This window comes from Burkholderia sp. AU16741, assembly GCF_002223345.1.
GTDB lineage: Bacteria > Pseudomonadota > Gammaproteobacteria > Burkholderiales > Burkholderiaceae > Burkholderia > Burkholderia sola.
The window spans coordinates 985,882-1,010,106 of record NZ_NKEZ01000008.1 but is presented as its reverse complement, the minus strand read 5'-3'; the positions used below and the strand labels follow the sequence as shown (position 1 = coordinate 1,010,106).

The window sequence follows — 24,225 nt, the reverse complement described above, 5'->3', positions numbered from 1 at the left end:
GGTCAACACCTCTTTTTGCGTGACGAGGATGCAGGGAGGCCTCAATCATGAGGATCTTTTGGGTCGCTTTGCTGCTGGCCAGCGTGCAAGCCGCTGCGCAGTCGATTTTCCAGAATCCCGCGGTCTTCGTCATCCTGAACGAGCAGACGCTCGCGAACGCCGCGAGCGTCCAGCAGGCGCTGTCGACGCTCGGCCGTCCCGACAACACGGCGTGCGCGCCGATGATGATGATCGGCGACCCGCAGATGGTCTACATGATGCCGGAGGCGGGCCACGCGCCGTCGTGGCAATCGCCGGTGTACGGCCGCGGTGCGCCGTTCGACGCGCGGAACGGGCCGAAGTCCACCGGCAAGACGGTCGGCGCGATGCAGCACGCCGAGGACATGCAGACGCAACCGTGGAGCGACGGCGGCGCGATCACGCAGAAGATCGCGGGCGAGTCGAACGTCACGGCGGCGGACCGGGTGAACGAATGGCGGCACACCGGGCTCGACAGGATCGAGACGGCCCGCGCGTCGGACGTGACGGTGAACGGCAAGACCTACCGCGCCTATCGCGACGATCTCAACGGCCAGGCGCAGCCCGTCGTCGAGCCGCAGATCTACACGCAGCGCGTCGTGTTCTGCCGATGACGCATCGATTCGAGGACGGAGCGGCGTCGCGCCGCGGGATGGCGATCCCGCGACGCGCGATCGGGAAACGGCCGCTCCGATACACAACCTTATGCGGCGAGGCGATCGTGAACCATTGCTGTCAGCTCGGCATGTCGGTCCTGCAGGATGTAGAACGGGCGTTGAGCGCGCTGCCGTTCATCTCGGTCCGGCGCGACCCTGCCGCGTCGTCGCGGCCGCTCGTCTACCTGTCGCGGCAACACGATGCCGCGCTCGTCGATGTGCTCGCGTCGCGCGGCTGGGACGTGCGGCGCGCCAAAACCGTCGCGGACGCGCTGAATCTCGTCAAGGCGAACCGTCCGCACGCGGGCATCGTCGACTTCGCCGGTTTCGCGGCGCCGGACGTCGCGTCGTTCGAGACGCTGCTGCGCGACCCGCGCGTCGGCTGGGTCGCGCTCGCCGACGGCGAGCGGCTGCGCAACGTCACGATCGCGCGCCTGATCCGCCGCTGCTGCTTCGACTACGTGCGCAATGCGGCGGCCTACACGACGATCGGCTATCTCGTCGGCCATGCATACGGGATGCTGAATCTCGCGGACGGCGACCCGGCCGCGGAGGCGCCGCCGCCCGACGGCGCGATGATCGGCGCGTGCGACGCGATGCGCCGGCTGTTCGCGACGATCCGCAAGGTCGCGAACACCGAGGCGAGCGTGTTCATTGCCGGCGAATCCGGCACCGGCAAGGAGCTGACGGCGGCGGCGATCCACCGGCAGTCGTCGCGTGCCGACGCACCGTTCGTCGCCGTGAACTGCGCGGCCATCCCGGCGACGCTGCTGCAATCCGAATTGTTCGGGCACGAGCGCGGGGCGTTCACCGGCGCGCACCAGCGCTTGATCGGCCGCATCGAGGCCGCGCACGGCGGCACGCTGTTTCTCGACGAAATCGGCGACATGCCGTTCGAGAGCCAGGCGAGCCTGCTGCGGTTCCTGCAGGAGGGCACCATCGAGCGGCTCGGCGGCCACGCGTCGATTCCGGTGGACGTGCGGATCGTGTCGGCGACCCACGTCGATCTCGAGGCCGCGATGCAGGCCGGGCGCTTCCGCGCCGACCTGTACTACCGCCTGTGCGTGCTGCGTATCGACGAGCCGCCGCTGCGCGTGCGCGGCCGCGACATCATGCTGCTCGCCGATCACGTGCTGCGGCGCTATCGCGGCGACGGCTCGTACCGGATTCGCGGCTTCACGCCGTGCGCGATCGCGGCGATCCACAACTATCCGTGGCCGGGCAACGTGCGCGAGCTGATCAACCGCATCCGCTTCGCGGTCGTGATGACGAACGGCCCGCTGATCTCGGCCGCCGATCTCGAGCTGCGCCCGTACACGTCGCTTCGGCCGCCGACGCTCGCGCAGACGCGCCGGCAGGCCGAGCGGCACGCGATCGAGGAAACGCTGCTGCGTCACCGCCACCAGCATGCGGACGCCGCATCGGAGCTCGGCGTCTCGCGCGCGACGCTGTACCGGCTGATGAACGCGCACGGGCTGCATGGCTGACGCGCCGCGGCGCGCGACCGCTCAAGACCTCGCGGCGGCAGCCGTTAAAACACCCAACGGCCCCGGCCGGTTGCGCGCGGCGATCCGCGCGCAACCGGCACGCGGCGCATCACGTTTATCCGAGGTCATCGTGGCAGAGTGCAATCACTGCGGCAGGACGTTCCTGGTCGGCGGGCAGACGATCGACGGCCGCCGCTATTGCAGCCCGGCATGCGCGCGGGCGCATCCGGTCGTCGTCGAGGCCGAACGGGTGCCCGAGGCGAAGGTGCGGCAGTACGTCGACGACTGGCGCTACGGGCCCTGCCCGATCTGCCTGCGCGAAGGGCAGCCGGTCGACGTCCACGCGTCGCATCGCGTCGTGTCGCTCGTGTTCGTCACGCGCTGGGCGACGCGGCGCCACGTGTGCTGCCGCCGGTGCGGCCGCAGAAAGCAGGCGGTCGCGCTGCTCGCGTCGGCCACGCTCGGCTGGTGGGGGCTGCCGTGGGGCATCGTGCTGACGCCGATCCAGCTCGCGCGCAACCTGCTGGGCCTGGCCGCGCGCGACGCCGAGGCCGCGACGCCGCAGTTCGAGGCGTTCGTGCGGCGCAAGCTGGCCGCCCGCCGGCTCGCGCGCGCGGAGCGGGGCGCCGGCGCCTGACGCTTCGTCGCAATCCTCGCGCTCGGCCCTGCTGGCGGCCCGCGCAAGCCGTTATTAGCGTGAACAGCCCTATGCCGGCCGGTCGAAGCCCGATGCGACCCAGCGTTCGGCGCTGGCCTTGTTGAGCTTGAACCCGGCCGACACCTTCGCTTCGGCCAGCAGCTCGCCATACGGATCGAACGCCTTGAGCTGCGCATACGGCTCGAACTCGTCCGGCACGATGTCGAGCGTCACCGACACATCCTGCCCGGCTTCGTCCTGCACCGTCACTTCCTTGTGCAGCAGCGCGCGCCGCTGCTGTTCGTGCCGCATCAGCACTTCGGTCGCGGTTTTCACGAGCGTGCGGAACGCGTTCGCGTCCATCGGCTTCGGGTTCTTCTTGTCGCGGCCCATGGTCCACGGCCCGACGAGCGCGGGCTCGGACTCGCCGTCCTTGACCATCTCGACGGCCCAGCCGTCGTCGTCTTCGTTCTTGATGATGCGGGCCGTCCAGCCGTTGTCGCGCCAGAGGCCGTCTTCGTGGAGGGTGGTGTCGTCGGATTGCAGGTCGGAATCGGTCATGAGGAAAGCGGAGAGATCGGGCAAGCCGGCGAAGGGGCGGTGGCGCGCGGCCGGCATCGGCGCGTCGCTCGCCGCCGGCGAGCCCGGGGTGGCATGCAAACGCGCAATTTTACCTGCTGGCCGGCCGTGCGGCGCGCAACATCGGCCATCGGGCCGATGCCGCGACGGTCGAGCGCCGGCCGCCGGGCGTCGAGCCGGGGCAAATATCAAACCCGTATTACGTCTTCTGCAGCCAATTCGTACGCCGTCCGATATCGCGCGCGGGCAGACCTTCATAGAATCGACATTCGGGCTAAAAATAGCCTGAATGTCCTTTCAACGCCCAACCGGTCGCGTGCGTGTCGCGTGGCGCGGCCGGTGAACCACCAGGAATTGCGCATGAGGAAATTCAATGTTCGCATCGTCGTCGCGTACGACTGGCCGTTGACGCTGGCCGGTATCGAGCAGATCGCAGGCGGCGCCTGCGCGATCGAGCTCGCCGCGGTCTACCGGAGCACGGCCGAACTGATCGCGTCGCTCGGCGGCGTCGACTGCGACGTCGTGCTGGTCGACTATGCGATTCGCGGCGACGAGCAGATGGACGGCCTCGCGCTGTTCGACTGGCTGCGCCGCACGCGGCCGAACGTCGGGATCGTCGCGCTGGTCGCCAACGAGAACCCGCTGATCTTCCGGTCGATCCTCGCGATCGGCGGCGTGAGCGTCGTCAGCAAGCTCGACGAGGTCGGCCATATCGTCACGGCGATCCATTCGAGCTACAGCGGCGCGACCTACCTGTCGCCGTCCGTCCGCCGCGCGGTCGATGCGCTCGGCGCGCACGGCGACGCGCCGGTGAAGCTGTCGGCGCGCGAAATCGAGGTGATTCGCCTGTATCTGTCGGGCGTGCCGATCAAGACGATCGCGCAGCGCCTGAGCAAGGGCAAGCAGACGGTCAGTGCGCAGAAGATCAGCGCGATGAAGAAGCTCGGCGCGAGCAACGACGTCGAGCTGATCCAGCGCGCGGCGGGGCTGGGGCTCGGGAGCGGCGAGGCCGCGCTGCGGGCGGGCAGCGCGGCGTGAGTGCGGGGCGGGGCGCTTGCCGTCAGGCCGGCAACGCGAACCGCGTCACCGCGTCGCGCAGCGCCTCGGCCTGATCGCGCAGCGAATGCGCGGCGGCCGCCGCCTGTTCGACGAGTGCCGCGTTCTGCTGCGTGACCTGATCCATCTCGCCCACCGCGCGGTTGACCTGCTCGATCCCGGCGCTCTGCTCGCGCGATGCGTGGCTGATTTCGTCGAGGATCTCGTTCACGCGCCGCACCGACTGCACGATCTCGGCCATCGTCTCGCCCGCGTGCGTGACGAGCGTCGCGCCGTGCTGGACCGTCTCGTTCGACGACACGATCAGCGATTTGATCTCCTTGGCCGCCGTCGCCGAGCGTTGCGCGAGCGACCGCACTTCGGCCGCGACCACCGCGAAGCCGCGGCCCTGTTCGCCCGCCCGTGCCGCTTCGACGGCCGCGTTCAGCGCGAGGATGTTGGTCTGGAACGCGATCCCGTCGATCACGCCGATGATGTCGCCGATCTTGTGCGAGCGGTCGGTGATCTCGTTCATCGTGCGCACGACGTCGTCGACCACTTCGCTGCCGCGCGTCGCGACCTGCGCGGCCTGGCCGGCGAGCGACGCGGCCTGCGCGGCGCTGTCCGCGTTCTGCTTCACGTTCGCGGTCATTTCGTCCATGCTCGACGCGGTCTGCACGAGCGCGGCCGCCTGTTCCTCGGTGCGCTGCGACAGATCGGTGTTGCCGGATGCGATCTCGCTCGCGCCGACGTTGATGTTTTCGGTGCCCGTGCGCACGCGCGACACCATGTCGATCAACCCGCCCTGCATCGTGTGCAGCGCTTGCAGCAGGCTGCCGCGGTCGTCGTGCTTCACGCTCACGCGCGCGGTCAGGTCGCCCTGCGCGATGCGCTGCGCGGCGTCGAGCGCCGTTTCGAGCTCGCCGCCGAGGCTCGCGCGCACGCTTTTCAGCACCAGCACCATCACGGCCGTCGCGATCGCGCCGAGCACGGCCGTCATCACGAGCCAGCGGCCGATGCTCGCGAGCACCGCCGAGCGCACGTCGTTCATGTACATGCCGGTCACCAGATACCAGTCCCACGGCGCGAAGCGCTGCACGGCGCTGGTCTTCTCCTGCGGCTTGTCCGCGCCCGGCTTCGGCCACAGATACTCGACGAAGCCCTTGCCGCCTTCCGCGTTGCCGGCCTTGACGATCTCGACGAACAGGTGCTTGCCGTTCGGATCGGTGAAATTCGACACGTCCTTGCCGTTGAGCTCGGTCTTGATCGGATGCATCACGATCACCGGCTTCGAATCGTTGATCGACACATAGCCGTCGGCGCCGTGGCGCATCGCGGCGATCGCCTCGAGCGCCTTCTGCTTCGCATCGGCTTCCGGCAGCGCGTTCTGCTGCGACAGCTTGTAGTAGTGATCGGCCACGCTCGTGGCCTGCGCGACCAGCGACGCAAGCTGGTCGCGGCGGTCCGCGATCATCGACGCGCGGGTCTGCCATGCGCCGAGCCCGGCGATCACGAGCAGGCCGAGCCACAGGATGACGATCATCGAGGCGAGTTTCTGATTCAGGGAGAGGTTGCGCATGGTATGAGGTCGGTCAGTCGTGGAAGCTCGCCGGAGCGGTGTGACGGGATACATGTCTTGACGGCGCGCCGTGCGTGTCGCCGTAGACGGGAAATCCCTTAGAGATAGTCATTTTCCCGCTGCCCGAGACGCGGGCGCGGGCATCTATGCATATGCATAACAGTGGCCGCTATACTGTCGGGCGATGGTTTGCGGCGCGCCCGCACGGGCGGCAGCGCGACTTCGAACGAAACCGAAAGGAGGCAACGATGCGAATTCTGGTGGTAGGAGCCGGCGCGGTCGGCGGATACTTCGGCGGCCGGCTGGCCGCGGCGGGGCGCGACGTGACATTCCTGGTGCGCGATGGCCGCGCGGCCGCGCTCGCGCGCGACGGGCTGCTGATCCGCAGCCCGCGCGGCGACCTGACACTCGCGAACGTGCAGACCGTGCGCGCGGGCGACGCGGGCGCCGGCGTCGCGCCGTTCGATCTCGTGCTGCTGAGCTGCAAGGCGTACAGCCTCGACGACGCGATTGCATCGTTCGCGCCGTTCGTTGGCCCGCGGACGCTGATCCTGCCGATGCTCAACGGAATGCGTCACGTCGACGTGCTGCGCGAGCGCTTCGACGCGTCCCAGGTGCTCGGCGGGTTGTGCGTGATCGCGGCGACACTCGATCGCGAGCAGCGCATCGTGCACCTGAACGACACGCACGGCGTGTCGTTCGGCGAACTGGCCGGCGGCGAATCGCCGCGCGTGCGCGCGGTGGCCGACGTGCTCGGCGGCGCGGGCTTCGACGCGACGCTCAGCGACGACATCGCCGCGCGGATGTGGGACAAGTGGGTGTTCCTCGCGACGCTCGCCGCGAGCACGTCGCTGTTTCGCGGGTCGATCGGCGACATTCTCGCCGCGCCGGACGGCCGCCGCCTGCTCGAGACGATGCTCGCCGAATGCAGCGCGATCGCCGAACACAACGGCCACCGGCCCGACTCGGCGGCCAGCGAGCGGATGCAGCGGATGGTGCTGACGCCGTCGCCGCTGACCGCGTCGATGCTGCGCGACGTCGAGAATCATGCGCGCGTCGAAGCCGATCACGTGATCGGCGACCTGCTCGCGCGACGCGATCCGCACGCGGCCGATACGTTGTCGCTGTTGCGGATCGCGTACAACCACCTGAAGGCATACGAGGTGCGCACGGCGCGCGAGCACGCGGCTGCGTAAGCCGGCGCGGGCGGCCGGAGCCGGCGGCCGTCCGCACCGTTCCGCGCTGCAACAAATTTGCCGGCCTGCGCCATTTCCGCGCATGGGCGGCAAAAAAGTATCGGAAATCAGGCGTAAAGTTGGTGGAGCCGCGTGCTCGATCGACCTACATTGCTTCCCATGCGACCGGTCGCGGTGCCGCGCGAGACACGCGAATCACGCGGCGCCTGCGCGCACAGCCGAACAGGCCGGCCAGCGAATCATGGGAATGGAGACGCCAACATGATGCACCCCGATCTCGAAGTGGTCGACGTGCGACGCGACGAGTCGTTCAAGGTCTGGTCGCACGGCTATCCGTATCGCACGATCCGCTGGCATTTCCATCCCGAATTCGAGCTGCACCTGATCGTCGCGACGCACGGCAAGTACTTCGTCGGCGATCACATCGGCTCGTTCGGCCCCGGCCATCTCGTGCTGCTCGGCCCGAACCTGCCGCACAACTGGGTCAGCGACATGGCCGAAGGCGAAACCGTCGAGCGCCGCAATCTCGTGATCCAGTTCGATCCGTCGTTCGTGCGCCGCTGCATGGATGCGTTTCCCGAATGCCGCGATGCGCAGGCGCTGCTCGACGACGCGCGGCGTGGCGTCGGCTTCGACGCAGCGACGAGCGCCGCGATCGCACCATTGTTCGACGAACTGTTGAGCGCGCGCGGGATGCGCCGCATCGCGCTATTCATGACGATTCTCGAGCGCCTGTGCGATGCGGCCGAGCGCACGCTGCTCGCGAGCCCCGCGTACGACCAGGCCGATGTCACGCCGACGCGCCTGAGCCACGCGCTGTCGTATATCGGCAAGAACCTCGCGTCCGAGATGCGCGAATCCGATCTCGCGCAACTGACCGGCCAGAGCATCAGCGCGTTCTCGCGCGCGTTCCATCGCCATACCGGCATGCCGTTCGTCCAGTACGTGAATCGTCTGCGGATTGAATCCGCCTGCCAGATGCTGCTCGCCGACGACGCGAGCATCACCGACATCTGCTTCCAGGCCGGCTTCAACAACGTGTCGAACTTCAACCGCCAGTTCCGCGCGGTGAAGGGGATGGCGCCGTCCGAATTCCGTGCGCTGCAACGCCTGAACGCGCGCAGCCGCGAGCTGGCGCTGCATGCGGCGCCGACCGGTAACCCGCTGCCGCCGCGCGTGCTGACGCCCGGGGCGCCCGAACTCATGCCGCAGCCCGGATGATCGCCGGGCCGCCGCCCGCCCGAGTTTTCCTCGCCGTTTTACCCGCCGATCGCGTCGCTCACGTCGCGAGGGGCGCATTCACCCACGAAAAAGCCGCACACAATTCTGGAGACACCGTCATGACGCACGCATCGCCCGCTTCATCCCCTTGTCGCGCCGCCCGCCTGGCGGCCGTTGCCGCGCTCGCCGTCGCGGCGCTGTTGCCCGCCGCCGCGCACGCCGCGCCGCTGCGGATCGGCATGACGTTCCAGGAACTGAACAATCCGTATTTCGTGACGATGCAGAAGGCGCTGAACGACGCGGCCGCGTCGATCGGCGCGCAGGTCGTCGTCACCGACGCGCATCACGACGTCAGCAAGCAGGTGAGCGACGTCGAGGACATGCTGCAGAAGAAGATCGACATCCTGCTCGTGAACCCGACCGATTCGACCGGCATCCAGTCGGCGATCACGCAGGCGAAGAAGGCCGGCGCGGTGGTCGTCGCCGTCGATGCGAACGCGAACGGCCCGGTCGATTCGTTCGTCGGCTCGAAGAATTACGACGCGGGCGTGATGTCGTGCGAATACCTCGCGAAGGCGATCGGCGGCAGCGGCGACGTCGCGATCCTCGACGGCATTCCGGTCGTGCCGATTCTCGAACGCGTGCGCGGCTGCAAGGCCGGGCTCGCGAAATTCCCGAACGTGAAGCTCGTCGATACGCAGAACGGCAAGCAGGAGCGCGCGACCGCGCTGTCGGTCACCGAAAACATGATCTCCGCGCATCCGAACCTGAAGGGCCTCTTCAGCGTGAACGACGGCGGCTCGATGGGCGCGCTCGCCGCGATCGAGGGTTCCGGCAAGGACATCAAGCTGACGAGTGTCGACGGCGCGCCCGAGGCGATCGCCGCGATCCAGAAGCCGAACTCGAAGTTCATCGAGACGACCGCGCAGTTCCCGGCCGACCAGGTGCGCATCGCGCTCGGCATCGCGATCGCGCGCAAGTGGGGCGCGACGGTGCCGAAGGCGATTCCCGTCGACGTGAAGGTCGTCGATCGCGGCAACGCGAAGGGTTTCAGCTGGTGAACGACGTGCGACGCGACGCGAAGGGCGGCGGCACGGCCCGCGCCCTTCGCACGGAGAAGCCGATGGACACGATACTCAGGCTCAGCCACATCACGAAAAGCTTTCCCGGCGTGAAGGCGCTGTCCGACATTCATCTGGAGATCGCGCGCGGCGAGATTCATGCGCTGCTCGGCGAGAACGGCGCGGGCAAGTCGACGCTGATGAAGATCCTGTGCGGCATCCACCAGCCGGATGCCGGCACGATCGAGATCGACGGCGCCGCGCGCCATTTCGCGGATTATCACGACGCGGTCGCGGCCGGCGTCGGCATCGTGTTCCAGGAGTTCAGCCTGATTCCTCACCTCGATGCCGTCGACAACCTGTTCCTCGGCCGCGAGCTGCGCAACCGCTGGGGCGCGCGCGACCGCAAGCGGATGCGCGCCGCGGCGGCCGCCATCTTCGCACGGCTCGGCGTGACGATCGATCTCGATGCGCCGATCCGCGCACTGTCGGTCGCGCAGCAGCAGTTCGTCGAGATCGGCAAGGCGCTGTCGCTCGACGCGCGCATCCTGATCCTCGACGAACCGACCGCGACGCTCACGCCGGCCGAGGCCGAGCACCTGTTCGCGATCATGCGCGAGCTGAAGCGGCAGGGCGTCGCGATGATCTTCATCTCGCATCACCTCGACGAGATCTTTACGGTGTGCGACCGCATCACGGTGCTGCGCGACGGCCAGTACGTCGCGGCGACCGAGGTCGCGCACACCGACGTCGAGCAACTGGTGCGCATGATGGTCGGCCGCCGGATCGAGAGCAGCTTTCCGCCGAAGCCGGCGCTGCCGGCCGACGCGCCGGCCGTGCTCGAAGTCGATGCGCTGCAGATCGAGCGCGACGGCCCGGTGAACCGCTTTGCGTTGCATGAAGGCGAGATCCTGGGTTTCGCGGGCCTGGTCGGCTCGGGGCGCACGGAAACCGCGCTCGCGGTGATCGGCGCGACGCGTGCGCATCGCAAGGAACTGCGCGTGCGCGGCGCGGCGGCGAGGCTGGCCGATCCGGCCGATGCGCTGCGTGCCGGTATCGGCATCCTGCCGGAAAGCCGCAAGACGGAAGGGCTCGTCACGTCGTTCTCGATTCGCGACAACATCTCGCTGAACAACCTCGGCAAGTACCGGTCGATGCGCTGGCTGATCGACCGGCGCGGCGAGGCGCGCACCACGCACGACGTGATGCGCCGCGTCGGCGTGAAGGCGCCGTCGATCCATACCGAGGTCGCGACGCTGTCCGGCGGCAACCAGCAGAAGGTCGTGATCGCGCGCTGGCTGAACCATCACACGTCGGTGCTGATCTTCGACGAGCCGACGCGCGGCATCGACGTCGGCGCGAAAGCCGACATCTACGGGCTGATGCGCGAACTCACCGCGCGCGGCTACGCCATCATCATGATCTCGTCCGAATTGCCGGAAATCGTCGGCATGTGCGATCGCGTCGCCGTGTTCCGGCAGGGCCGCATCGAGGCGACGCTCGAAGGCGACGAGATCGATCCCGACACGGTCATGACCTATGCCACGGCCGGCACGCGAGGAGCGACCCATGAACCTGCCTGATTCTTCTTCCACGCGTTCCACGACGCTCGCGGCCGCGGCCGGCGACGCGCCGCCGCCGCGCCCGATGTGGGCGCAACTGCGCCGCTCGACGCTGTTCTATCCGCTCGTCGGCCTGATCGTCGTGTGCATCGCGATGATGATCGCGAGCCCGAGCTTCCTGTCCGCGGCGAACCTGGAAAACGTGCTGCGCCAGGTCTCGATCAACGCGATCATCGCGGTCGGCATGACCTGCGTGATCCTGACGGGCGGGATCGACCTGTCGGTCGGCTCGGTGATGGCGCTGTCGGGCACGCTCGCGGCCGGGCTGATGGTCGCGGGTGTCAACGCGGTCGCCGCGCTGGCGATCGGGATTGCGGTCGGGCTCGGCTTCGGCTTCCTGAACGGCGTGTTCGTCGCGTTCGCGGGGATGCCGCCGATCATCGTCACGCTCGCGACGATGGGCATCGCGCGCGGCCTCGCGCTGATCTATACGGGCGGCTATCCGATCGACGGGCTGCCCGACTGGGTCGCGTTCTTCGGCAGCGGCAAGGTGCTCGGCATCCAGGCGCCCGTGCTGATCATGCTGGCGGTCTATGCGATCGCATGGCTGCTGCTCGACCGGATGCCGTTCGGCCGCTACGTGTATGCGATCGGCGGCAACGAACAGGCGACGCGGCTCACCGGCGTGCGGGTCGCGCGCGTGAAGCTGATCGTCTACACGCTGGCCGGGCTCACGTCGGCGCTCGCCGCGATCGTGCTGACCGGGCGCCTGATGAGCGGCCAGCCGAACGCGGGCGTGGGCTTCGAGCTCGACGCGATCGCGGCCGTCGTGATGGGCGGCACGTCGATCTCCGGCGGGCGCGGCGCGATTCTCGGCACGCTGGTCGGCGCGCTGCTGCTCGGCGTGCTCAACAACGGACTGAACATGATCGGCGTGAACCCGTACGTGCAGAACGTGATCAAGGGCGGAATCATCCTGCTCGCGATCTATATCAGCCGCGAGCGATCGCGGTAACGCTTGATTCATCCGTCCTCCGCATCATTCAGGAAAGAGACAACTCATGACGACACCCGAAGCCCAGCCGCGCATGACCGCGGTCGTCTGCCACGGCCCCGAGGACTATCGCGTCGAACAGGTCGCGATGCCGCATCCCGGCGCGAACGAGCTCGTGATCCGCATCGCCGCGTGCGGCATCTGCGCGAGCGACTGCAAGTGCTACACCGGTGCCAAGATGTTCTGGGGCGGACCGAGCCCGTGGGTGAAGGCGCCGGTGATTCCCGGCCACGAATTCTTCGGCTATGTGGAAGCGCTCGGCGACGGCGCGGCCGAGCATTTCGGCGTCGCGCCGGGCGACCGCGTGATCGCCGAGCAGATCGTGCCGTGCGGCAAGTGCCGCTATTGCAAGTCGGGCCAGTACTGGATGTGCGAGGTGCACAACATCTTCGGCTTCCAGCGCGAGGTCGCCGACGGCGGGATGGCCGAGTACATGCGCATTCCGCCGACCGCGATCGTCCACAAGATCCCGTTCGGCGTATCGCTCGAGGATGCCGCGATCATCGAGCCGCTGTCGTGCGCGATCCATACCGTGAACCGCGGCGACGTGCAGCTCGACGACGTCGTCGTGATCGCCGGCGCGGGCCCGCTCGGGCTGATGATGACGCAGGTCGCGCACCTGAAGACGCCGAAGAAGCTGGTCGTGATCGACCTGATCGACGAACGGCTCGAACTCGCGTGCCAGTACGGCGCCGACGTGACGATCAACCCGCAACGCGACGACGCGCGCGAGATCGTCCGCGCGCTCACCGACGGCTACGGCTGCGACGTGTACATCGAGACGACCGGCGCGCCGGTCGGCGTGAACCAGGGGTTGGACCTGATCCGCAAGCTGGGGCGCTTCGTCGAATTCAGCGTGTTCGGCGAGGATGCGACCGTCGACTGGTCGATCATCGGCGACCGCAAGGAGCTCGACGTACGCGGCGCGCACCTCGGGCCATACTGCTATCCGGTCGCGATCGACCTGCTCGCGCGCGGGCTCGTCACGTCGAAGGGCATCGTCACGCACGGTTTCGCGCTCGAGGAGTGGGACGACGCGATCCGCGTCGCGAAATCGCCCGAATCGATCAAGGTGCTGCTGAAGCCGGCCCGCTGACAGCCGGCGCGCGCCTCACCGGAGACATCATGGAATACGTGATAGGCGTCGACATCGGCACGCAGAGCACCAAGGCGCTGCTGGTCGACCGGCACGGCACGATCGTCGCGCGACGCTCGGCCGGCTACCAGCCCGATACGCCGCGCCCGCTGTGGGCCGAGCAGTGGCCGCAGGTGTGGTTCGACGCGGTGCTCGACTGCATCGCGGGCTGCGTGAGCGACGCGCGCGCGCAGGGCGTGCCGGCCGATGCGATTCGGGCGGTGTGCGTGAGCAGCCTGTACGGCGGCTCGGGCATCCCGGTCGACATCGACATGCGGCCGCTGCATCCGTGCCTGATCTGGATGGACCGGCGCGCGACCGCGGAAGTCGACTGGGTCGACGAACACGTGAACGTCGAGCGGCTGCGCGTGATCACCGGCAACGGCGTCGACAGCTACTACGGCTTCACCAAGATGCTGTGGCTGCGCGACCACCGGCCGGACGTGTGGGCGAACGTGCGGTATTTCCTGCCGCCGAACGCATATGTGATCTACCTGCTGACCGGCGAAGTCGCGGTCGATCACAGTTCGGCCGGCAATATCGGCGGCGTGTACGACGTCGCGCGCCGCGAATGGTCCGACGACGCGCTCGACATGCTCGGCATTCCGGCGACGATGATGCCCGAGCGGCTCGTCGATTCGACGGACGTCGTCGGCGGCCTGCTGTCGCAATGGACTGCGCAACTCGGGCTGCCGGCCGGCACGCCCGTCGTCGCGGGCGGCGTCGATGCGGCGGTGGCGACCTTCGCGGCCGGCGCGACGCGTACCGGGCAGCACGTCGCGATGATCGGCACCAGCATGTGCTGGGGCTACGTGAGCCGGCACGTCGATGCGCGACACGGCCTCGTCAGCATGCCGCACGTGTTCGACGAGCAGCGCGACCTGTACGTGTTCGGCGGCGCGATCACGGCCGGCGCGTCGGTCGCGTGGTTTCGCGACCAGTTCTGTCACGCGGAAATCGATGCGGCGCGGCTGCTGTCGCACGGCGATCCGCACGTGCTGCTCGAGGAGGCGGCCGAGCGCGTGCCGGCCGGCGCCGACGGCGTGCTGTTCCTGCCGTATCTGATGGGCGAGCGCAGCCCGGTGTGGGATGCGAAGGCGAGCGGCGCGTTCGTCGGGCTGAGTCTCGCGCATACGCGTGCGCATCTTTATCGCGCGGTGCTCGAAGGCGTCGCGTTCGCACTGCGCCACAACATCGAGGCCGGCCGCCGTGGCGCGGTGGCGCTGGATAATCGATTGATCGTCGTCGGCGGCGCCGCGCATTCGGCGCTGTGGATGCAGATCATCGCGGACGTGACGGGTTTTCCGGTGTGGACGATCGAGCAGGACGTCGAAGCCGCGATGGGCGCGGCGCTGCTCGCCGGTGTCGGGGCAGGGCTCGTGTCGCGCGACGACGCGCAGGGCGGCTGGGTCACGCTCATCGAGCGCGCACGGCCCGATGCGGAGCGCGCGAAAACGTACGACGCGCGTTTTGCGCTCTACACGGCGCTGTATCCGGCACTCAAGCCGATCATGCACAGGCTGGGCACATCATCATGAACACACGATTCGATTTCGGCGGGTCAACGGTGCTCGTCACGGGCGCGTCGAGCGGCATCGGCCGCACGTGCGCGGTCGCGCTGGCGCACGCAGGCGCGCGCGTCGTCGCGGCGGCGCGCGACATGGCCGCGCTCGACGCGCTTGCCGGCGAGATTGCGTGCGAAACGTTGCGCATGGATGTCGGCGGCGACGAATACGCGATCGATGCCGCGCTCGCCTCGTACGAGGCATTCGACGGCCTCGTCAATTGCGCGGGGATCGCGTCGCTCGAACCGGCGCTCGAGGTCGACGCCGCGCATTTCGATCGCGTGATGGCCGTCAATGCGCGCGGCGCCGCGCTCGTCGCGCGAGCCGTGGCGCGCAAGATGATCGAGCGCGACGGACGCGGCGCGGCGAACGCACGGGGCAGCATCGTCAACGTATCGAGCCAAGCGGCGCTCGTCGGCCTGCCCGCGCATCTGAGCTATTGCGCGTCGAAGGCGGCGATGGACGCGATCACGCGCGTGCTGTGCATCGAACTCGGGCCGTACGGCATTCGTGTGAACAGCGTGAACCCGACCGTCACGCTCACGCCGATGGCGCAGTTCGCGTGGAGCGAACCGGAGAAGCGCGCGCCGATGCTGGCCGCGATTCCGCTCGGCCGCTTCGCGCAGCCTGACGAAGTCGTCGAGCCGATCCTGTTTTTGCTGAGCGACGCGGCGTCGATGATCAGCGGCGTGTCGCTGCCGATCGATGGCGGGTATACGGCGCGCTAGACGCGCCACGGTAGTGGCGCGCTGCATTCGCGGAGCGGGGCGGTGTGCGGCTAGACCGGATCCTTGCTCGGCGGTCCGTCCGGCTGCTGCGGGTTGTCGTGATGGCCGGGCGGCGACGAGAACGGATCGTCTTCCGGATCTCGGTTCGGGTCGGCCGGTGGCTCGGGCGTTGGGGTCGTGTGGTCGCTCATGGAGAACTCGTGGCGTGCGTGACGGGGTGGCGCGGCGGACGCGCCTCGTCTTCGTTATAGCCAATCGGTCGCGCGTTTGCAGCGGGATTCTTGCGACGGGTTGTCGATCGTCGGAGAAATCCGCCTGTTGGCGGTGTTTGGGCGGGAGCCCGCGGGCCCGCGCAATCGACGTCAGCGCAAATCCGCCGGTGTATCGACGTCGCGCAGGATGCCGGGGTCGTCGACGTCGAGCAGGGTCACCGGCGCGCTGGCGAACAGCGCGCGGGCGCCCGCGTCGCCGTCGAGGGCGGCGAGCGCCTCGAAGTGGCGCGCGGCGAAACCGACCGGATGGCCGCGCACGCCGCGATGCGCGGGCGCGACGATCGACGCGCCGTCGGCTTCGAGCGCGCGCGTGACCGTTTCGTAAGTGGAAGCCGCGATCCACGGCATGTCGCCGAGCGCGACGAGCCAGCCGCTCGCATCGGGCGCGGTGCGGACGCCGGCCGCGAGGCTCGCGCCCATGCCGCGTAGCGCGTCGGGTGCATAGACGACCTGACAGCCGGCTTCGTTCAGCAGAATCGCGAGCTTTTCGGCGCCGGGGCGCACGACGGCGATCACGTCGGCGGTGGCAGCCGCGAGATGGCGGGCGGCGGCCACCGCCACCGGCGTGCCGTCGGGAAGCCGGGCGAGCAGCTTGCTGTGCAGGCCGGTCGGGTCGAAGCGTTGACCAAGGCCGCCGGCGAGCAGGACGCCGGTCGCGAGTGACGCATAGGACATCGGCGTGCGGGGAGTGAGGCAGGTGCTGCGATTGTGCGGTAGCACACGGGGATCGGCAAGTGAGAATGTTACCGAGTCACGCATGTCGAATCGGGAAAACCGTCACCGCGAGGCTTCTTCGAGCATGCTTTCGTCGACAGGACTGTAAATTGCATGCGATTCGTTCTGCGGGGTGGCCCAATAGCGATCGCCGAACGACCCGTGCCACCATTCGGACGGGTAATGCGTTAAGCCGGCGCGGGCACTTGGCGCGACGACGGCTGCGGGCCGCTGGCCGATATGGGATGGGCCGGCCGCGGTCGTGTTGGTCGGACGAATCGCCAATATGCGGGAGTGGGGCGGAAGATGCGCCGTAGTTCGACCCACGGGCGGGCGACGCCTACCAGAGCGTCTTGACGTGTGCGTATGCGCGGATTTTTTCGTCGCGAGTGACGAGCGGTGCGCCGAGCCGCCGCGCGGTCGCGACGATCATGCGATCGGCCGGATCCTTGTGGAACGTGCCGGGCAGATCGGTGGATTTCGCGGCGATGTCGGCATCGATCGGCACGAACCGCATGCCGTCGATTTGCGCGACGGTGGCGAGCCACGCGTCGACATCCATCGTCAATGCGAGGCGGTCGTTGCGCACCAGCATCGCGATTTCCCACGCGGAGATGGCCGATGCGGCGAGCGCGCCTTCGCTCCGTGCGCGATCGATCGCGCTTCTCGCCTTCTTGCTGAGCGCAGGGTCGCCTGCCACCCACCACACCAATGCATGCGTATCCAGCACGATCACCGCGACGCCTCCCAATCATCTTCCGCAATCGGATCGAGAGGATTGTCGTAGCGCATGACCGACCCGCGCAATATGTCCAACGGCTGAGCTTCGCGCGAGCGATACGGCCGGATCTCGAGCGTCGGCTTGCCGTGGTCGGTGACGATCAGGCTTTCGCCCGACGCCTCGACGAGCCGGAAGTATTCGAGTGCGCGAGCCTTGAATTCGGATTTCGATACGGGAGCGTGCGGCATCATGATATGAGCATGGTCATTTGACGATGGTCATTTTAGACCCGCATTTCGACGCGGCGCAAGCGCCGTGGGGCATGACCGGCTCACGCTACGCATCCGCCCACTTCCTCAACAGGTTGTGATAAATCCCGGTCAGGGAAATGACCATCGGATCCTTCGCGCCTTTTTCGGCGGAAAGCGCCTGAATCTGCGTATCGAGCTGAAACAGCAGCGTGCGATCGCCATCGTCGCGCACCATGCTCTGAATCCAGAAGAACGACGCCACGCGTTCACCGCGCGTCACAGGCGTCACGTGATGCAGGCTCGACGCCGGATACAGCACGAGATCGCCCGCCGGCAGCTTCGCGCGATGCACGCCGTACGTATCCTCGACGCACAGCTCGCCGCCGTCGTACGCGTCGGGTTCCTCGAGAAACAGCGTCGCCGACAGGTCGCTGCGCACGCGGAAATCCGTGCCGCGCAGCAGCCGGATCGCGTTGTCGACGTGCGTGCCGAACGTCTCGCCGCCTGCATAGCGATTGAACAGCGGCGGAAACACCTTGAGCGGCAGCGCCGCCGAAAAGAACAGCGGATGGCGGGCGAGCGCATCCTGGATCGCGTCGCCCACCGCGCGCGCGACCGGCGAACCTTCCGGCAATTGCCGATTGCGTTTCGCGAGCGCCGATTGCGCGCCGGACGTCGCATTCCCGTCGACCCATTCGGCGGCATCGAGCAGGTCGCGGCATTGCGCGACTTGCGCCTGGGTCAGTACGCCGGGGATATGAAGCATCATGATGCGGGTTCCAATGCGTGCGGCGTCAATTGCATGGCCGCCGAACGAAAAGCGTCGAGCGGCGACGACACGAGATACGCGCGCATCTTCGCGATGAACGCGGGCGTCGCGGTGGCCGGCACGCGCGCGAGCCAGGCGAGCGCTTCGTCGACGCGCCCGCGTTCGGCGAGCAGCCGCGCATAGTTGAACTGGCCGCGAAAATCGCCGGCTTCGGCCGCACGGCGATAGTGGTCGAACGCGGCGTCGATATCGGCCGATACGACCCAGCCGTCCTCATAGAAGCCGCCGATCAGGTTGATCGATTTCGCATGGCCGAGCGCGGCCGCGCGGCGGAACCAGTCGAGCGCGCCGCCGCGGTTCTCGTCGACGCCGTTGCCGAGCGCAAGTGCGGTCGCGTAGTTGTACATGCCCCAGTCGAGGCCCGCCTGCGCGGCGAGCCGATACCAGTACACGGCGACCGGCGCGCAGGCGGCCGTGCCCCAGCCGAACTCGTAGCAGCGCCCGAGCATGTTCATCGCCATCGGGTGGGCGGCCCGCGCCGCGTGCCGGAACCAGTTGAACGCGGCGGCCGGATCGCGTGCGACGCCGTGCCCGTCGAGCAGGTATTGCCCGTAGACGGCCTGCGCGTCGACGATGCCGTGGTCGGCCGCCGCCGCGACCCACGCGGCGGCGCGCTCGGGCGGCCCGGCCAGGATGTCGGCGAACTCGCGCGGCGATACCGACGCGAGCGCCTTCAGCGATACGGCCTCCATCGATCAGTAGCGCGCGTTCAGCGTGACGAACGCCGAGCGGCCCGGCGCGATCGACGCATAGTGCGCCGGATACGCCTGATCGAAGTACGTGCGGTTGAACAGGTTGTTCACGTTCAGCTGCAGGTCGAGCTTCTTGTTGATCCGGTACTGCGCCATCGCGTCGAAGCGCCAGTACGACGGCACGGCGCGCAGGTTCGCGGGGTCGCCGAACACTTCCGACATGTAGAACGCGCCGCCGCCGACCGTGAACTTCGGCGTGACGTCGTAGTTCGACCACATCGTGAGGCTGTGTTTCGGCGTGTTCGGGAAGCGGTTGCCGTTGTTCGCCGCGTCCTTGCCGTTGTCGCGCAGTGCGCTCTTCATGTACGTGTAGCCGCCGAACACCTGCCACTGTTTCGTGATCTGGCCGGCGAGGCCGAGCTCGAGGCCCTGCACGCGCTTGTTGCCGACCATCGCGTACTGGTTGTTCGGCAGCGTCACGCGTGCGTTCGTCGTGTCGATCTGGAACAGCGCGGCCGTCAGCGACAGCTTGTCGTTCAGCACGTTCCACTTCGTGCCGAGTTCGATGCTGCGGTTCTTCTCGGGCGCCATCTGGTCGGCGTTCGGGCCGACGCCGCCGCGGCCCGGCGTCAGCGACTGCGTTTCGCTGCCTTCGCCGAGCAGCATGCCGGCCGGCGTCGACGACGTCGCATACGACGCGTAGATGCTGCCGTTCTGCGCGGGCTTGAACACGAGGCCGGCCTGCCAGTTGACGAGCGTGTCGTCGCGCGTCGTGGTCTTGCCGCCATTCGCCTTGGTATCGGTGAAGCGGGTCGAGTAGTCGTCGACGCGCACGCCGGCGTTGACCTGCCAGCGCGGCGTGATCTCGATCGTGTCGAAGCCGTAGATCGACTTCGTCGTGGTGCGCGCATGCGCGTAGTCGTTGTTGCGCGTGATCGAGCCGGCCCACGGATCGTTCGGGTTCGGCGACCAGAGGCTCGTGCAGTTGTAGCCCGACGCGGCGCCGATGCCTTTCTGGCAGATCTTGCCCGTGTCGGTTGCGACCTTGTACGAATCGCGCTTGCCCCATTCGCGGGACAGCTCGATGCCGGTCGTGAAGCTGTGCTTGAACGGGCCCGTGCGGAATTCGCCGAACAGCTCGGTCAGGTTCGCGAGGCTGTTGATCGAGCTGTCGCGGTTGTTGTTGCGGCGCCAGACCTTGCCGTTCACGACGTTGCCCTGGCTGTCGTCCGGCTGCGTCCAGATGTAGTCCTGCGTCGATTCCGTGTAGCGCGTGGTGTTGCGCACCGTGAGGTTCGGCGTGATGTCGTGTTCGATCCTGATCGTGCTGATGTCGGACGTGGTCTTGCGGAAGTCGCGGTCGATCAGGCCGTAGAAGTTGTGGCGATCGACGGGCGCCGGATAAATCGTGCCGACGTTCGCGGGCTTGTTCGACGTCGTGTAGAAGTACGGGATGCCGCCGTCGGGCATGTCGTCCGTCTGCAGATGGTAGTAGCTCGCGGTCACGCGCGTGGGCGTGCCGAGGCCGAACGCGATCGACGGCGCGACGCCCCAGCGCTCGTTGTTGACGGCGTCGCGGCCGGCCACGTCGTTGTTGTGGCTCATCAGGTTCAGGCGGAATGCGGCGTGATCGGCGAACTGCCAGTTGCCGTCGGCGGTGAAGCGGCGATAGCGGTCGGTGCCGAGGCCCGCGCTCGCGACGGCCGTCGTGCCGAGGTGCGGGGCCTTCGTGATCAGATTGATGCTGCCGCCGGCGCCGCCGCGGCCGCCGTACGCGCCGTCGGAACCCTTGGTGATCTCGACGCGCTCGGTGTTGAAGATCTCGCGCGTGGTGGCGCCCGTGTCGCGCATGCCGTCGACGAACATGCTGCCCTGCGTGTCGTAGCCGCGGATGAACGGACGGTCGCCGAGCGGGTTGCCGCCTTCGCCGGCGCCGAACGTGATGCCGGGCACCGTGCGCAGCGCTTCGGTCAACGTCGCCGCGCCGCTGTTCTGGATCAGTTCCTGCGGGATCACGGTGACGGATTTCGGCGTGTCGACGAGCGGCGCGGTGAATTTCGCGGAAGCGGAAAAGTCGGCCTTGTAGCTGTGCTCGGTCTTGCCCTGGATCTCGATCGGCGCGAGATGGCCGTCGGTGCTGACGGGCGTCGCGGGCGGCGTGCCGTCGGCGAACGCGGGGCTCGCGGCGAGCACGCTGCACAGGGTGGTGAATTTACCGAGCTTCAGCTCGTCGGGACGGGACTTCATGGTGCGCTTCGACCTCGCGATGTGGCCCCGGGGCGGTCGTTGCGGAAATGTGCATGCCGCCGGGAATTATTACGATTTGTTTTCAGGCGGCATTCTATGTAGTTTCTTGTTGAATGAGAAGCGTTCTTGTTCTCATTTGTGGAGCGATTGTTGACGAATGTTGCGGAGGGGTTGTGAGGGGCTGGCGGGGCGGGAGGATGGCCGAACGGCCGAATGGGAAAGGCGTGACAGATGGCTTACGGTGGCTGCATCCCAACCCGGATCAAATGACAGCAAGGTGTTGGTATGACTGCATTGAAAGCAAATGTGGTGATCCTCGTCGATACCAACGTCATTTCCGAGCCGCTGCGGCGCCGGTGCTGAAAATGACAACGCGCCGTGCAAGCCGGCGCGTTGGAGGGGCGTTGCGTCACTGCGCGCGGCCCTCGAACTGAAGCAATTTCGCGTTCAGGCGCGCGATGCCGCCCGCAGCTCAATCGATTCCGTGAAACACGGCATCCTCCGGCCCAAGGTACGCCGGCGGACGCCACGTCGCATCGCGCATCGAGTGCTGGACGAGATTCTCGACACCCAGCAGCACCGCGAAGATCGCCATCCGCACCGGAATGCCGTTGTCGGTTTGCCGGAAGATCGCGAGGCGCGGGTCGCGGTTCAAATCGACCGAGAGATCGTTCGCGCCGGGCCGGCTGTCGCGCGGCAGCGGATGCATGATCAGCGTGTCGGGCTTGCATACCGAATCGACGAGCGCCTGGTTGATCTGGAAATCCGGCGTATAGCCTTCGAACGACTCGTCGGTGAAGCGCTCTTTCTGGATCCGCGTCGCGTAGACGACATCCGCGCCGCGCAGCCCGGCCGCGAGGTCGTTCGTTTGCTCGACCACATGGCCGTTCGTCGAAATCTGATCGATGATGTACGCCGGCATTTCGAGCGTCGGCGGCGACACGAGCGTGAACTTCAGCCCGCGGTACAGCGCGAGCAGCTTGACGAGCGAATGCACGGTGCGGCCGTATTTCAGGTCGCCGACCAGCGCGATGTGCGCGCCGTCGACGATCTTGCCGAGCCGCGAGAATTCGCGCTGGATCGTATACAGGTCGAGCAGCGCCTGGCTCGGGTGCTCGCCGGGGCCGTCGCCGCCGTTGATCACCGGCAGGTTGGTCGCACGGGCGAATTCGGCCACCGAGCCTTTTTCCGGATGACGGATCACGAGCGCGTCGACGTAGCCGGCCATCACGCGGCTCGTGTCGTAGATCGATTCGCCCTTGGCCATCGACGAGAACGTGAAGCCCGTCGTGTCGCACACCGAGCCGCCGAGCCGGCAGAAGGCCGCGCCGAACGACACGCGTGTACGCGTGCTGGCCTCGAAGAACAGGTTGCCGAGCACGGCGCCTTCGAGCACGCGCGAAATCTTGTGGCGCCGCGCGATCGGCTGCATGACGTCGGCCACGCGGAACAGCGCCTCGACCGAATCCCGCGAGAACTGATCGACCGAGATCAACTGCGGCTTGCCTTCGAACAGGAATTGCTTCGCGAGCCCTTGTTTGTCTACGCTTTGCGTATAGTTCTCCCCGTCCGGCGCCGAGCGTTCGACGATTTCCGACACGAAACGCTCGACGATTTCGGGCATCCCGCGCGATTCCTGCGAATCGTCCGGAAGCAGCCAGGTATCCAGCGCGCGCCGGCTGACGCCGATGCGATTCGCGAAGGCCTCGCGAGTCATGTTGAGGCGGCGCATCGCGTCGCGGAGGAAGGCTTGCTGGGGAACGGTCATCGGCGGCTCCTGGGCGGAAAATATACGCGGTGCGTATATTAGTTCCTGCCACAATGAAGTCAAGAAAAATCTTCGCGCATGCGCGGTGTGGCGCGCCGGACACGCGGCGGGGCCGTACTGGCGCGCGGCGCGGCTCTCCGTATAATCAGGTCAGGCCCCGTGTCCGGCAGCATGCCGGGCGCCACGCCACACACGATTCGCCCGATCGGGCTTGTTGATTCCAAGGAGAATGAGAATGACGCGTACGATTGCTGCAATGCTGCTGGTACTGACCGCCGCGCTCGCCGGTTGCAATACGGTCGCCGGCGTGGGCCAGGACATTTCGAAGGGCGGCCAGGCGATCAGCGATTCGGCTGAAAAGGCCAAGTAAGCCAGCCGTTCCGGCATGCAGAAATGCAGAAGGCGCCGGGCCTTCCCGCGATGGCGGGGCGGCCCGGCGCCTTTTTTGTGCGCGAGTCGACGCCGCCGGCGTCAGGTGCGTTCCACGAATGCGTAGCTGCCGTCGACCTTGCGCGGCGCGAACCAGCCGTAGTCGGGGAACAGCCGGTTGCGGACGAACCACACGTAACCGACCAGCACGACCGTGATCGCGACGCTCGGCAGCGCGCCCGCCGGATCGCGCCCGAGATCGGCGATGGCCTTCGGCATCTGCAGCAGCGACAGCACGATGAACGCGTGATACGCGCCGACACGATGGGTCGCGAAGCCCCAGATGAACAGCAGCGACAGCGGCACGGTCAACGCAAGGAATACGGTGACGAGGACGGTGCCGGCGTCGGATGCGAAGAAGTAGTACGCAAGCATCAGGCTGATGACCAGCTGGGCGATGCCGAGCGCGATCAGGATCCGGATGTGCACCCTGTTCTTGCGGCAGCGTTCGGAGTCCGGGCGCGACGCGATCAGGTGCGCGAGCACGCGATCCTTGAGCCCCTGTCCGGACAGTTCGGCCAGCGCGTCGGCCTTCCTCGTTCCCGCGGACAGCAGCACCGCGATTCTTGTTTTGGCTTCCTTCCTGTTCATTGCTTGGCGGATTGTCGTTCGAGGGTGGTCAAAGGGGCCGGCCACGCGAATATTGCATCTTGCGCAGCCGTGCGCAACGGTTTTGCGGCGCGCGGACACATTCCTGCAGTCGCCGGCTGCATGGCGGGAAGACGGAGAGCGACAGGCGAGGCGACGGCAGGGCGCGGCTGCCCTTTCCGCCGGGACGCGACGAACGCG

The 24,225-nt window shown here is 67.6% G+C and carries 24 protein-coding genes; 13 read left to right on the top strand and 11 right to left on the bottom strand.

The window, feature by feature from the left end:
* Nucleotides 1-47: 47 nt before the first annotated feature.
* From CFB89_RS25010 to CFB89_RS25000, 3 genes are all read left to right on the top strand, one after another.
* On the top strand, nucleotides 48-632 hold the full coding sequence (locus tag CFB89_RS25010) for a hypothetical protein (protein WP_089470200.1): 585 nt from the start codon (nucleotides 48-50) through the stop codon (nucleotides 630-632).
* A gap of 131 nt (nucleotides 633-763) precedes the next feature.
* A complete protein-coding gene (locus CFB89_RS25005; protein WP_089470614.1) occupies nucleotides 764-2,161 on the top strand; it encodes a sigma-54 dependent transcriptional regulator in 1,398 nt (465 codons plus the stop codon).
* A 130-nt stretch (nucleotides 2,162-2,291) separates the two neighbouring features.
* A complete protein-coding gene (locus CFB89_RS25000) occupies nucleotides 2,292-2,798 on the top strand; it encodes a hypothetical protein (protein ID WP_089470613.1) in 507 nt (168 codons plus the stop codon).
* Between the two features lie 69 nt (nucleotides 2,799-2,867).
* Here the strand turns inward: CFB89_RS25000 and CFB89_RS24995 are convergent, their stop codons facing one another.
* The gene (locus CFB89_RS24995) at nucleotides 2,868-3,359 is read right to left on the bottom strand and encodes a hypothetical protein (protein ID WP_089470199.1); all 492 of its coding nucleotides are present in this window, start codon (nucleotides 3,357-3,359) and stop codon (nucleotides 2,868-2,870) included.
* A gap of 378 nt (nucleotides 3,360-3,737) precedes the next feature.
* Here CFB89_RS24995 and CFB89_RS24985 point away from each other — a divergent pair, with 378 nt between their 5' ends.
* A complete protein-coding gene (locus CFB89_RS24985) occupies nucleotides 3,738-4,415 on the top strand; it encodes a response regulator transcription factor (RefSeq protein WP_089470612.1) in 678 nt (225 codons plus the stop codon).
* A 22-nt stretch (nucleotides 4,416-4,437) separates the two neighbouring features.
* Here CFB89_RS24985 and CFB89_RS24980 read toward each other — a convergent pair whose 3' ends face one another.
* Nucleotides 4,438-5,991, bottom strand: coding sequence for a methyl-accepting chemotaxis protein (locus CFB89_RS24980; RefSeq protein ID WP_089470198.1), 1,554 nt, complete (start codon nucleotides 5,989-5,991; stop codon nucleotides 4,438-4,440).
* A 248-nt stretch (nucleotides 5,992-6,239) separates the two neighbouring features.
* Here CFB89_RS24980 and panE point away from each other — a divergent pair, with 248 nt between their 5' ends.
* The 8 genes from panE (at nucleotide 6,240) to CFB89_RS24940 (ending at nucleotide 15,513) form a co-directional block, all read left to right on the top strand.
* Nucleotides 6,240-7,187 (top strand): 2-dehydropantoate 2-reductase, encoded by a 948-nt coding sequence (gene panE, locus CFB89_RS24975; protein ID WP_089470197.1) that lies wholly within the window; start codon nucleotides 6,240-6,242, stop codon nucleotides 7,185-7,187.
* 261 nt (nucleotides 7,188-7,448) lie between these two features.
* Nucleotides 7,449-8,408 carry an AraC family transcriptional regulator gene (locus CFB89_RS24970; protein WP_089470196.1) on the top strand — a complete coding sequence of 320 codons (960 nt, stop codon included), beginning with the start codon at nucleotides 7,449-7,451 and terminating at the stop codon, nucleotides 8,406-8,408.
* Between the two features lie 119 nt (nucleotides 8,409-8,527).
* The gene (locus tag CFB89_RS24965; RefSeq protein ID WP_089470195.1) at nucleotides 8,528-9,469 is read left to right on the top strand and encodes a substrate-binding domain-containing protein; all 942 of its coding nucleotides are present in this window, start codon (nucleotides 8,528-8,530) and stop codon (nucleotides 9,467-9,469) included.
* A gap of 62 nt (nucleotides 9,470-9,531) precedes the next feature.
* Entirely contained in the window at nucleotides 9,532-11,052 is a 1,521-nt protein-coding gene (locus tag CFB89_RS24960; RefSeq protein WP_089470611.1) for a sugar ABC transporter ATP-binding protein, read from the top strand.
* The gene (locus tag CFB89_RS24955) at nucleotides 11,039-12,046 is read left to right on the top strand and encodes an ABC transporter permease (protein ID WP_089470194.1); all 1,008 of its coding nucleotides are present in this window, start codon (nucleotides 11,039-11,041) and stop codon (nucleotides 12,044-12,046) included. The genes CFB89_RS24960 and CFB89_RS24955 overlap by 14 nt, the downstream gene beginning before the upstream one ends.
* Before the next feature lie 46 nt (nucleotides 12,047-12,092).
* A complete protein-coding gene (locus tag CFB89_RS24950; protein WP_089470193.1) occupies nucleotides 12,093-13,181 on the top strand; it encodes an alcohol dehydrogenase catalytic domain-containing protein in 1,089 nt (362 codons plus the stop codon).
* 29 nt (nucleotides 13,182-13,210) lie between these two features.
* Nucleotides 13,211-14,758, top strand: coding sequence for an FGGY-family carbohydrate kinase (locus CFB89_RS24945; protein WP_089470192.1), 1,548 nt, complete (start codon nucleotides 13,211-13,213; stop codon nucleotides 14,756-14,758).
* Complete coding sequence (locus tag CFB89_RS24940) at nucleotides 14,755-15,513, top strand: SDR family oxidoreductase (protein ID WP_089470191.1); 759 nt, start codon at nucleotides 14,755-14,757, stop codon at nucleotides 15,511-15,513. The genes CFB89_RS24945 and CFB89_RS24940 overlap by 4 nt, the downstream gene beginning before the upstream one ends.
* A gap of 50 nt (nucleotides 15,514-15,563) precedes the next feature.
* Here the strand turns inward: CFB89_RS24940 and CFB89_RS35055 are convergent, their stop codons facing one another.
* The 8 genes from CFB89_RS35055 to CFB89_RS24900 form a co-directional block, all read right to left on the bottom strand.
* Nucleotides 15,564-15,704 (bottom strand): hypothetical protein, encoded by a 141-nt coding sequence (locus CFB89_RS35055; protein WP_012339712.1) that lies wholly within the window; start codon nucleotides 15,702-15,704, stop codon nucleotides 15,564-15,566.
* A 171-nt stretch (nucleotides 15,705-15,875) separates the two neighbouring features.
* On the bottom strand, nucleotides 15,876-16,460 hold the full coding sequence (locus CFB89_RS24935) for an NTP transferase domain-containing protein (RefSeq protein WP_089470190.1): 585 nt from the start codon (nucleotides 16,458-16,460) through the stop codon (nucleotides 15,876-15,878).
* A 379-nt stretch (nucleotides 16,461-16,839) separates the two neighbouring features.
* Nucleotides 16,840-17,235 (bottom strand): type II toxin-antitoxin system VapC family toxin, encoded by a 396-nt coding sequence (locus tag CFB89_RS24925; protein WP_089470610.1) that lies wholly within the window; start codon nucleotides 17,233-17,235, stop codon nucleotides 16,840-16,842.
* Nucleotides 17,232-17,471, bottom strand: a complete 240-nt coding sequence (locus tag CFB89_RS24920; protein WP_021158157.1) for a type II toxin-antitoxin system Phd/YefM family antitoxin — start codon at nucleotides 17,469-17,471, stop codon at nucleotides 17,232-17,234. Before CFB89_RS24920 ends, CFB89_RS24925 begins: the two co-directional genes overlap by 4 nt.
* Nucleotides 17,472-17,556: 85 nt before the next feature.
* The gene (locus CFB89_RS24915) at nucleotides 17,557-18,240 is read right to left on the bottom strand and encodes a Fe2+-dependent dioxygenase (protein ID WP_089470189.1); all 684 of its coding nucleotides are present in this window, start codon (nucleotides 18,238-18,240) and stop codon (nucleotides 17,557-17,559) included.
* The gene (locus CFB89_RS24910; RefSeq protein WP_089470188.1) at nucleotides 18,237-18,992 is read right to left on the bottom strand and encodes a tetratricopeptide repeat protein; all 756 of its coding nucleotides are present in this window, start codon (nucleotides 18,990-18,992) and stop codon (nucleotides 18,237-18,239) included. The genes CFB89_RS24915 and CFB89_RS24910 overlap by 4 nt, the downstream gene beginning before the upstream one ends.
* Before the next feature lie 3 nt (nucleotides 18,993-18,995).
* Nucleotides 18,996-21,239 carry a TonB-dependent siderophore receptor gene (locus CFB89_RS24905; protein WP_089470187.1) on the bottom strand — a complete coding sequence of 748 codons (2,244 nt, stop codon included), beginning with the start codon at nucleotides 21,237-21,239 and terminating at the stop codon, nucleotides 18,996-18,998.
* A 472-nt stretch (nucleotides 21,240-21,711) separates the two neighbouring features.
* Entirely contained in the window at nucleotides 21,712-23,007 is a 1,296-nt protein-coding gene (locus CFB89_RS24900) for an aspartate carbamoyltransferase (protein ID WP_089470186.1), read from the bottom strand.
* 235 nt (nucleotides 23,008-23,242) lie between these two features.
* On the opposite strand from CFB89_RS24900, the gene CFB89_RS24895 reads away from it, so the two are divergent.
* Nucleotides 23,243-23,377 carry an entericidin A/B family lipoprotein gene (locus CFB89_RS24895; protein ID WP_050017418.1) on the top strand — a complete coding sequence of 45 codons (135 nt, stop codon included), beginning with the start codon at nucleotides 23,243-23,245 and terminating at the stop codon, nucleotides 23,375-23,377.
* A gap of 101 nt (nucleotides 23,378-23,478) precedes the next feature.
* On the opposite strand, the gene CFB89_RS24890 is transcribed toward CFB89_RS24895, so the two are convergent.
* Nucleotides 23,479-24,027, bottom strand: coding sequence for a permease (locus tag CFB89_RS24890; RefSeq protein ID WP_089470185.1), 549 nt, complete (start codon nucleotides 24,025-24,027; stop codon nucleotides 23,479-23,481).
* Nucleotides 24,028-24,225 lie beyond the last annotated feature (198 nt).

Excerpts from the sequence above, each read along its gene's own strand:
- CFB89_RS24945 (WP_089470192.1), top strand. The coding sequence starts at position 13,211 with ATGGAATACGTGATAGGCGTCGACATCGGCACGCAGAGCACCAAGGCG.
- CFB89_RS24980 (WP_089470198.1), bottom strand. The coding sequence starts at position 5,991 with ATGCGCAACCTCTCCCTGAATCAGAAACTCGCCTCGATGATCGTCATC.
- CFB89_RS25010 (WP_089470200.1), top strand. The coding sequence starts at position 48 with ATGAGGATCTTTTGGGTCGCTTTGCTGCTGGCCAGCGTGCAAGCCGCT.
- CFB89_RS24910 (WP_089470188.1), bottom strand. The coding sequence starts at position 18,992 with ATGGAGGCCGTATCGCTGAAGGCGCTCGCGTCGGTATCGCCGCGCGAG.
- panE (WP_089470197.1), top strand. The coding sequence starts at position 6,240 with ATGCGAATTCTGGTGGTAGGAGCCGGCGCGGTCGGCGGATACTTCGGC.
- CFB89_RS24935 (WP_089470190.1), bottom strand. The coding sequence starts at position 16,460 with ATGTCCTATGCGTCACTCGCGACCGGCGTCCTGCTCGCCGGCGGCCTT.
- CFB89_RS24960 (WP_089470611.1), top strand. The coding sequence starts at position 9,532 with ATGGACACGATACTCAGGCTCAGCCACATCACGAAAAGCTTTCCCGGC.
- CFB89_RS24890 (WP_089470185.1), bottom strand. The coding sequence starts at position 24,027 with ATGAACAGGAAGGAAGCCAAAACAAGAATCGCGGTGCTGCTGTCCGCG.
- CFB89_RS24915 (WP_089470189.1), bottom strand. The coding sequence starts at position 18,240 with ATGATGCTTCATATCCCCGGCGTACTGACCCAGGCGCAAGTCGCGCAA.
- CFB89_RS24995 (WP_089470199.1), bottom strand. The coding sequence starts at position 3,359 with ATGACCGATTCCGACCTGCAATCCGACGACACCACCCTCCACGAAGAC.
- CFB89_RS24905 (WP_089470187.1), bottom strand. The coding sequence starts at position 21,239 with ATGAAGTCCCGTCCCGACGAGCTGAAGCTCGGTAAATTCACCACCCTG.
- CFB89_RS24985 (WP_089470612.1), top strand. The coding sequence starts at position 3,738 with ATGAGGAAATTCAATGTTCGCATCGTCGTCGCGTACGACTGGCCGTTG.
- CFB89_RS24965 (WP_089470195.1), top strand. The coding sequence starts at position 8,528 with ATGACGCACGCATCGCCCGCTTCATCCCCTTGTCGCGCCGCCCGCCTG.
- CFB89_RS24940 (WP_089470191.1), top strand. The coding sequence starts at position 14,755 with ATGAACACACGATTCGATTTCGGCGGGTCAACGGTGCTCGTCACGGGC.
- CFB89_RS24970 (WP_089470196.1), top strand. The coding sequence starts at position 7,449 with ATGATGCACCCCGATCTCGAAGTGGTCGACGTGCGACGCGACGAGTCG.
- CFB89_RS24920 (WP_021158157.1), bottom strand. The coding sequence starts at position 17,471 with ATGATGCCGCACGCTCCCGTATCGAAATCCGAATTCAAGGCTCGCGCA.
- CFB89_RS25005 (WP_089470614.1), top strand. The coding sequence starts at position 764 with ATGTCGGTCCTGCAGGATGTAGAACGGGCGTTGAGCGCGCTGCCGTTC.
- CFB89_RS24950 (WP_089470193.1), top strand. The coding sequence starts at position 12,093 with ATGACGACACCCGAAGCCCAGCCGCGCATGACCGCGGTCGTCTGCCAC.
- CFB89_RS24900 (WP_089470186.1), bottom strand. The coding sequence starts at position 23,007 with ATGACCGTTCCCCAGCAAGCCTTCCTCCGCGACGCGATGCGCCGCCTC.
- CFB89_RS24895 (WP_050017418.1), top strand. The coding sequence starts at position 23,243 with ATGACGCGTACGATTGCTGCAATGCTGCTGGTACTGACCGCCGCGCTC.
- CFB89_RS35055 (WP_012339712.1), bottom strand. The coding sequence starts at position 15,704 with ATGAGCGACCACACGACCCCAACGCCCGAGCCACCGGCCGACCCGAAC.
- CFB89_RS24955 (WP_089470194.1), top strand. The coding sequence starts at position 11,039 with ATGAACCTGCCTGATTCTTCTTCCACGCGTTCCACGACGCTCGCGGCC.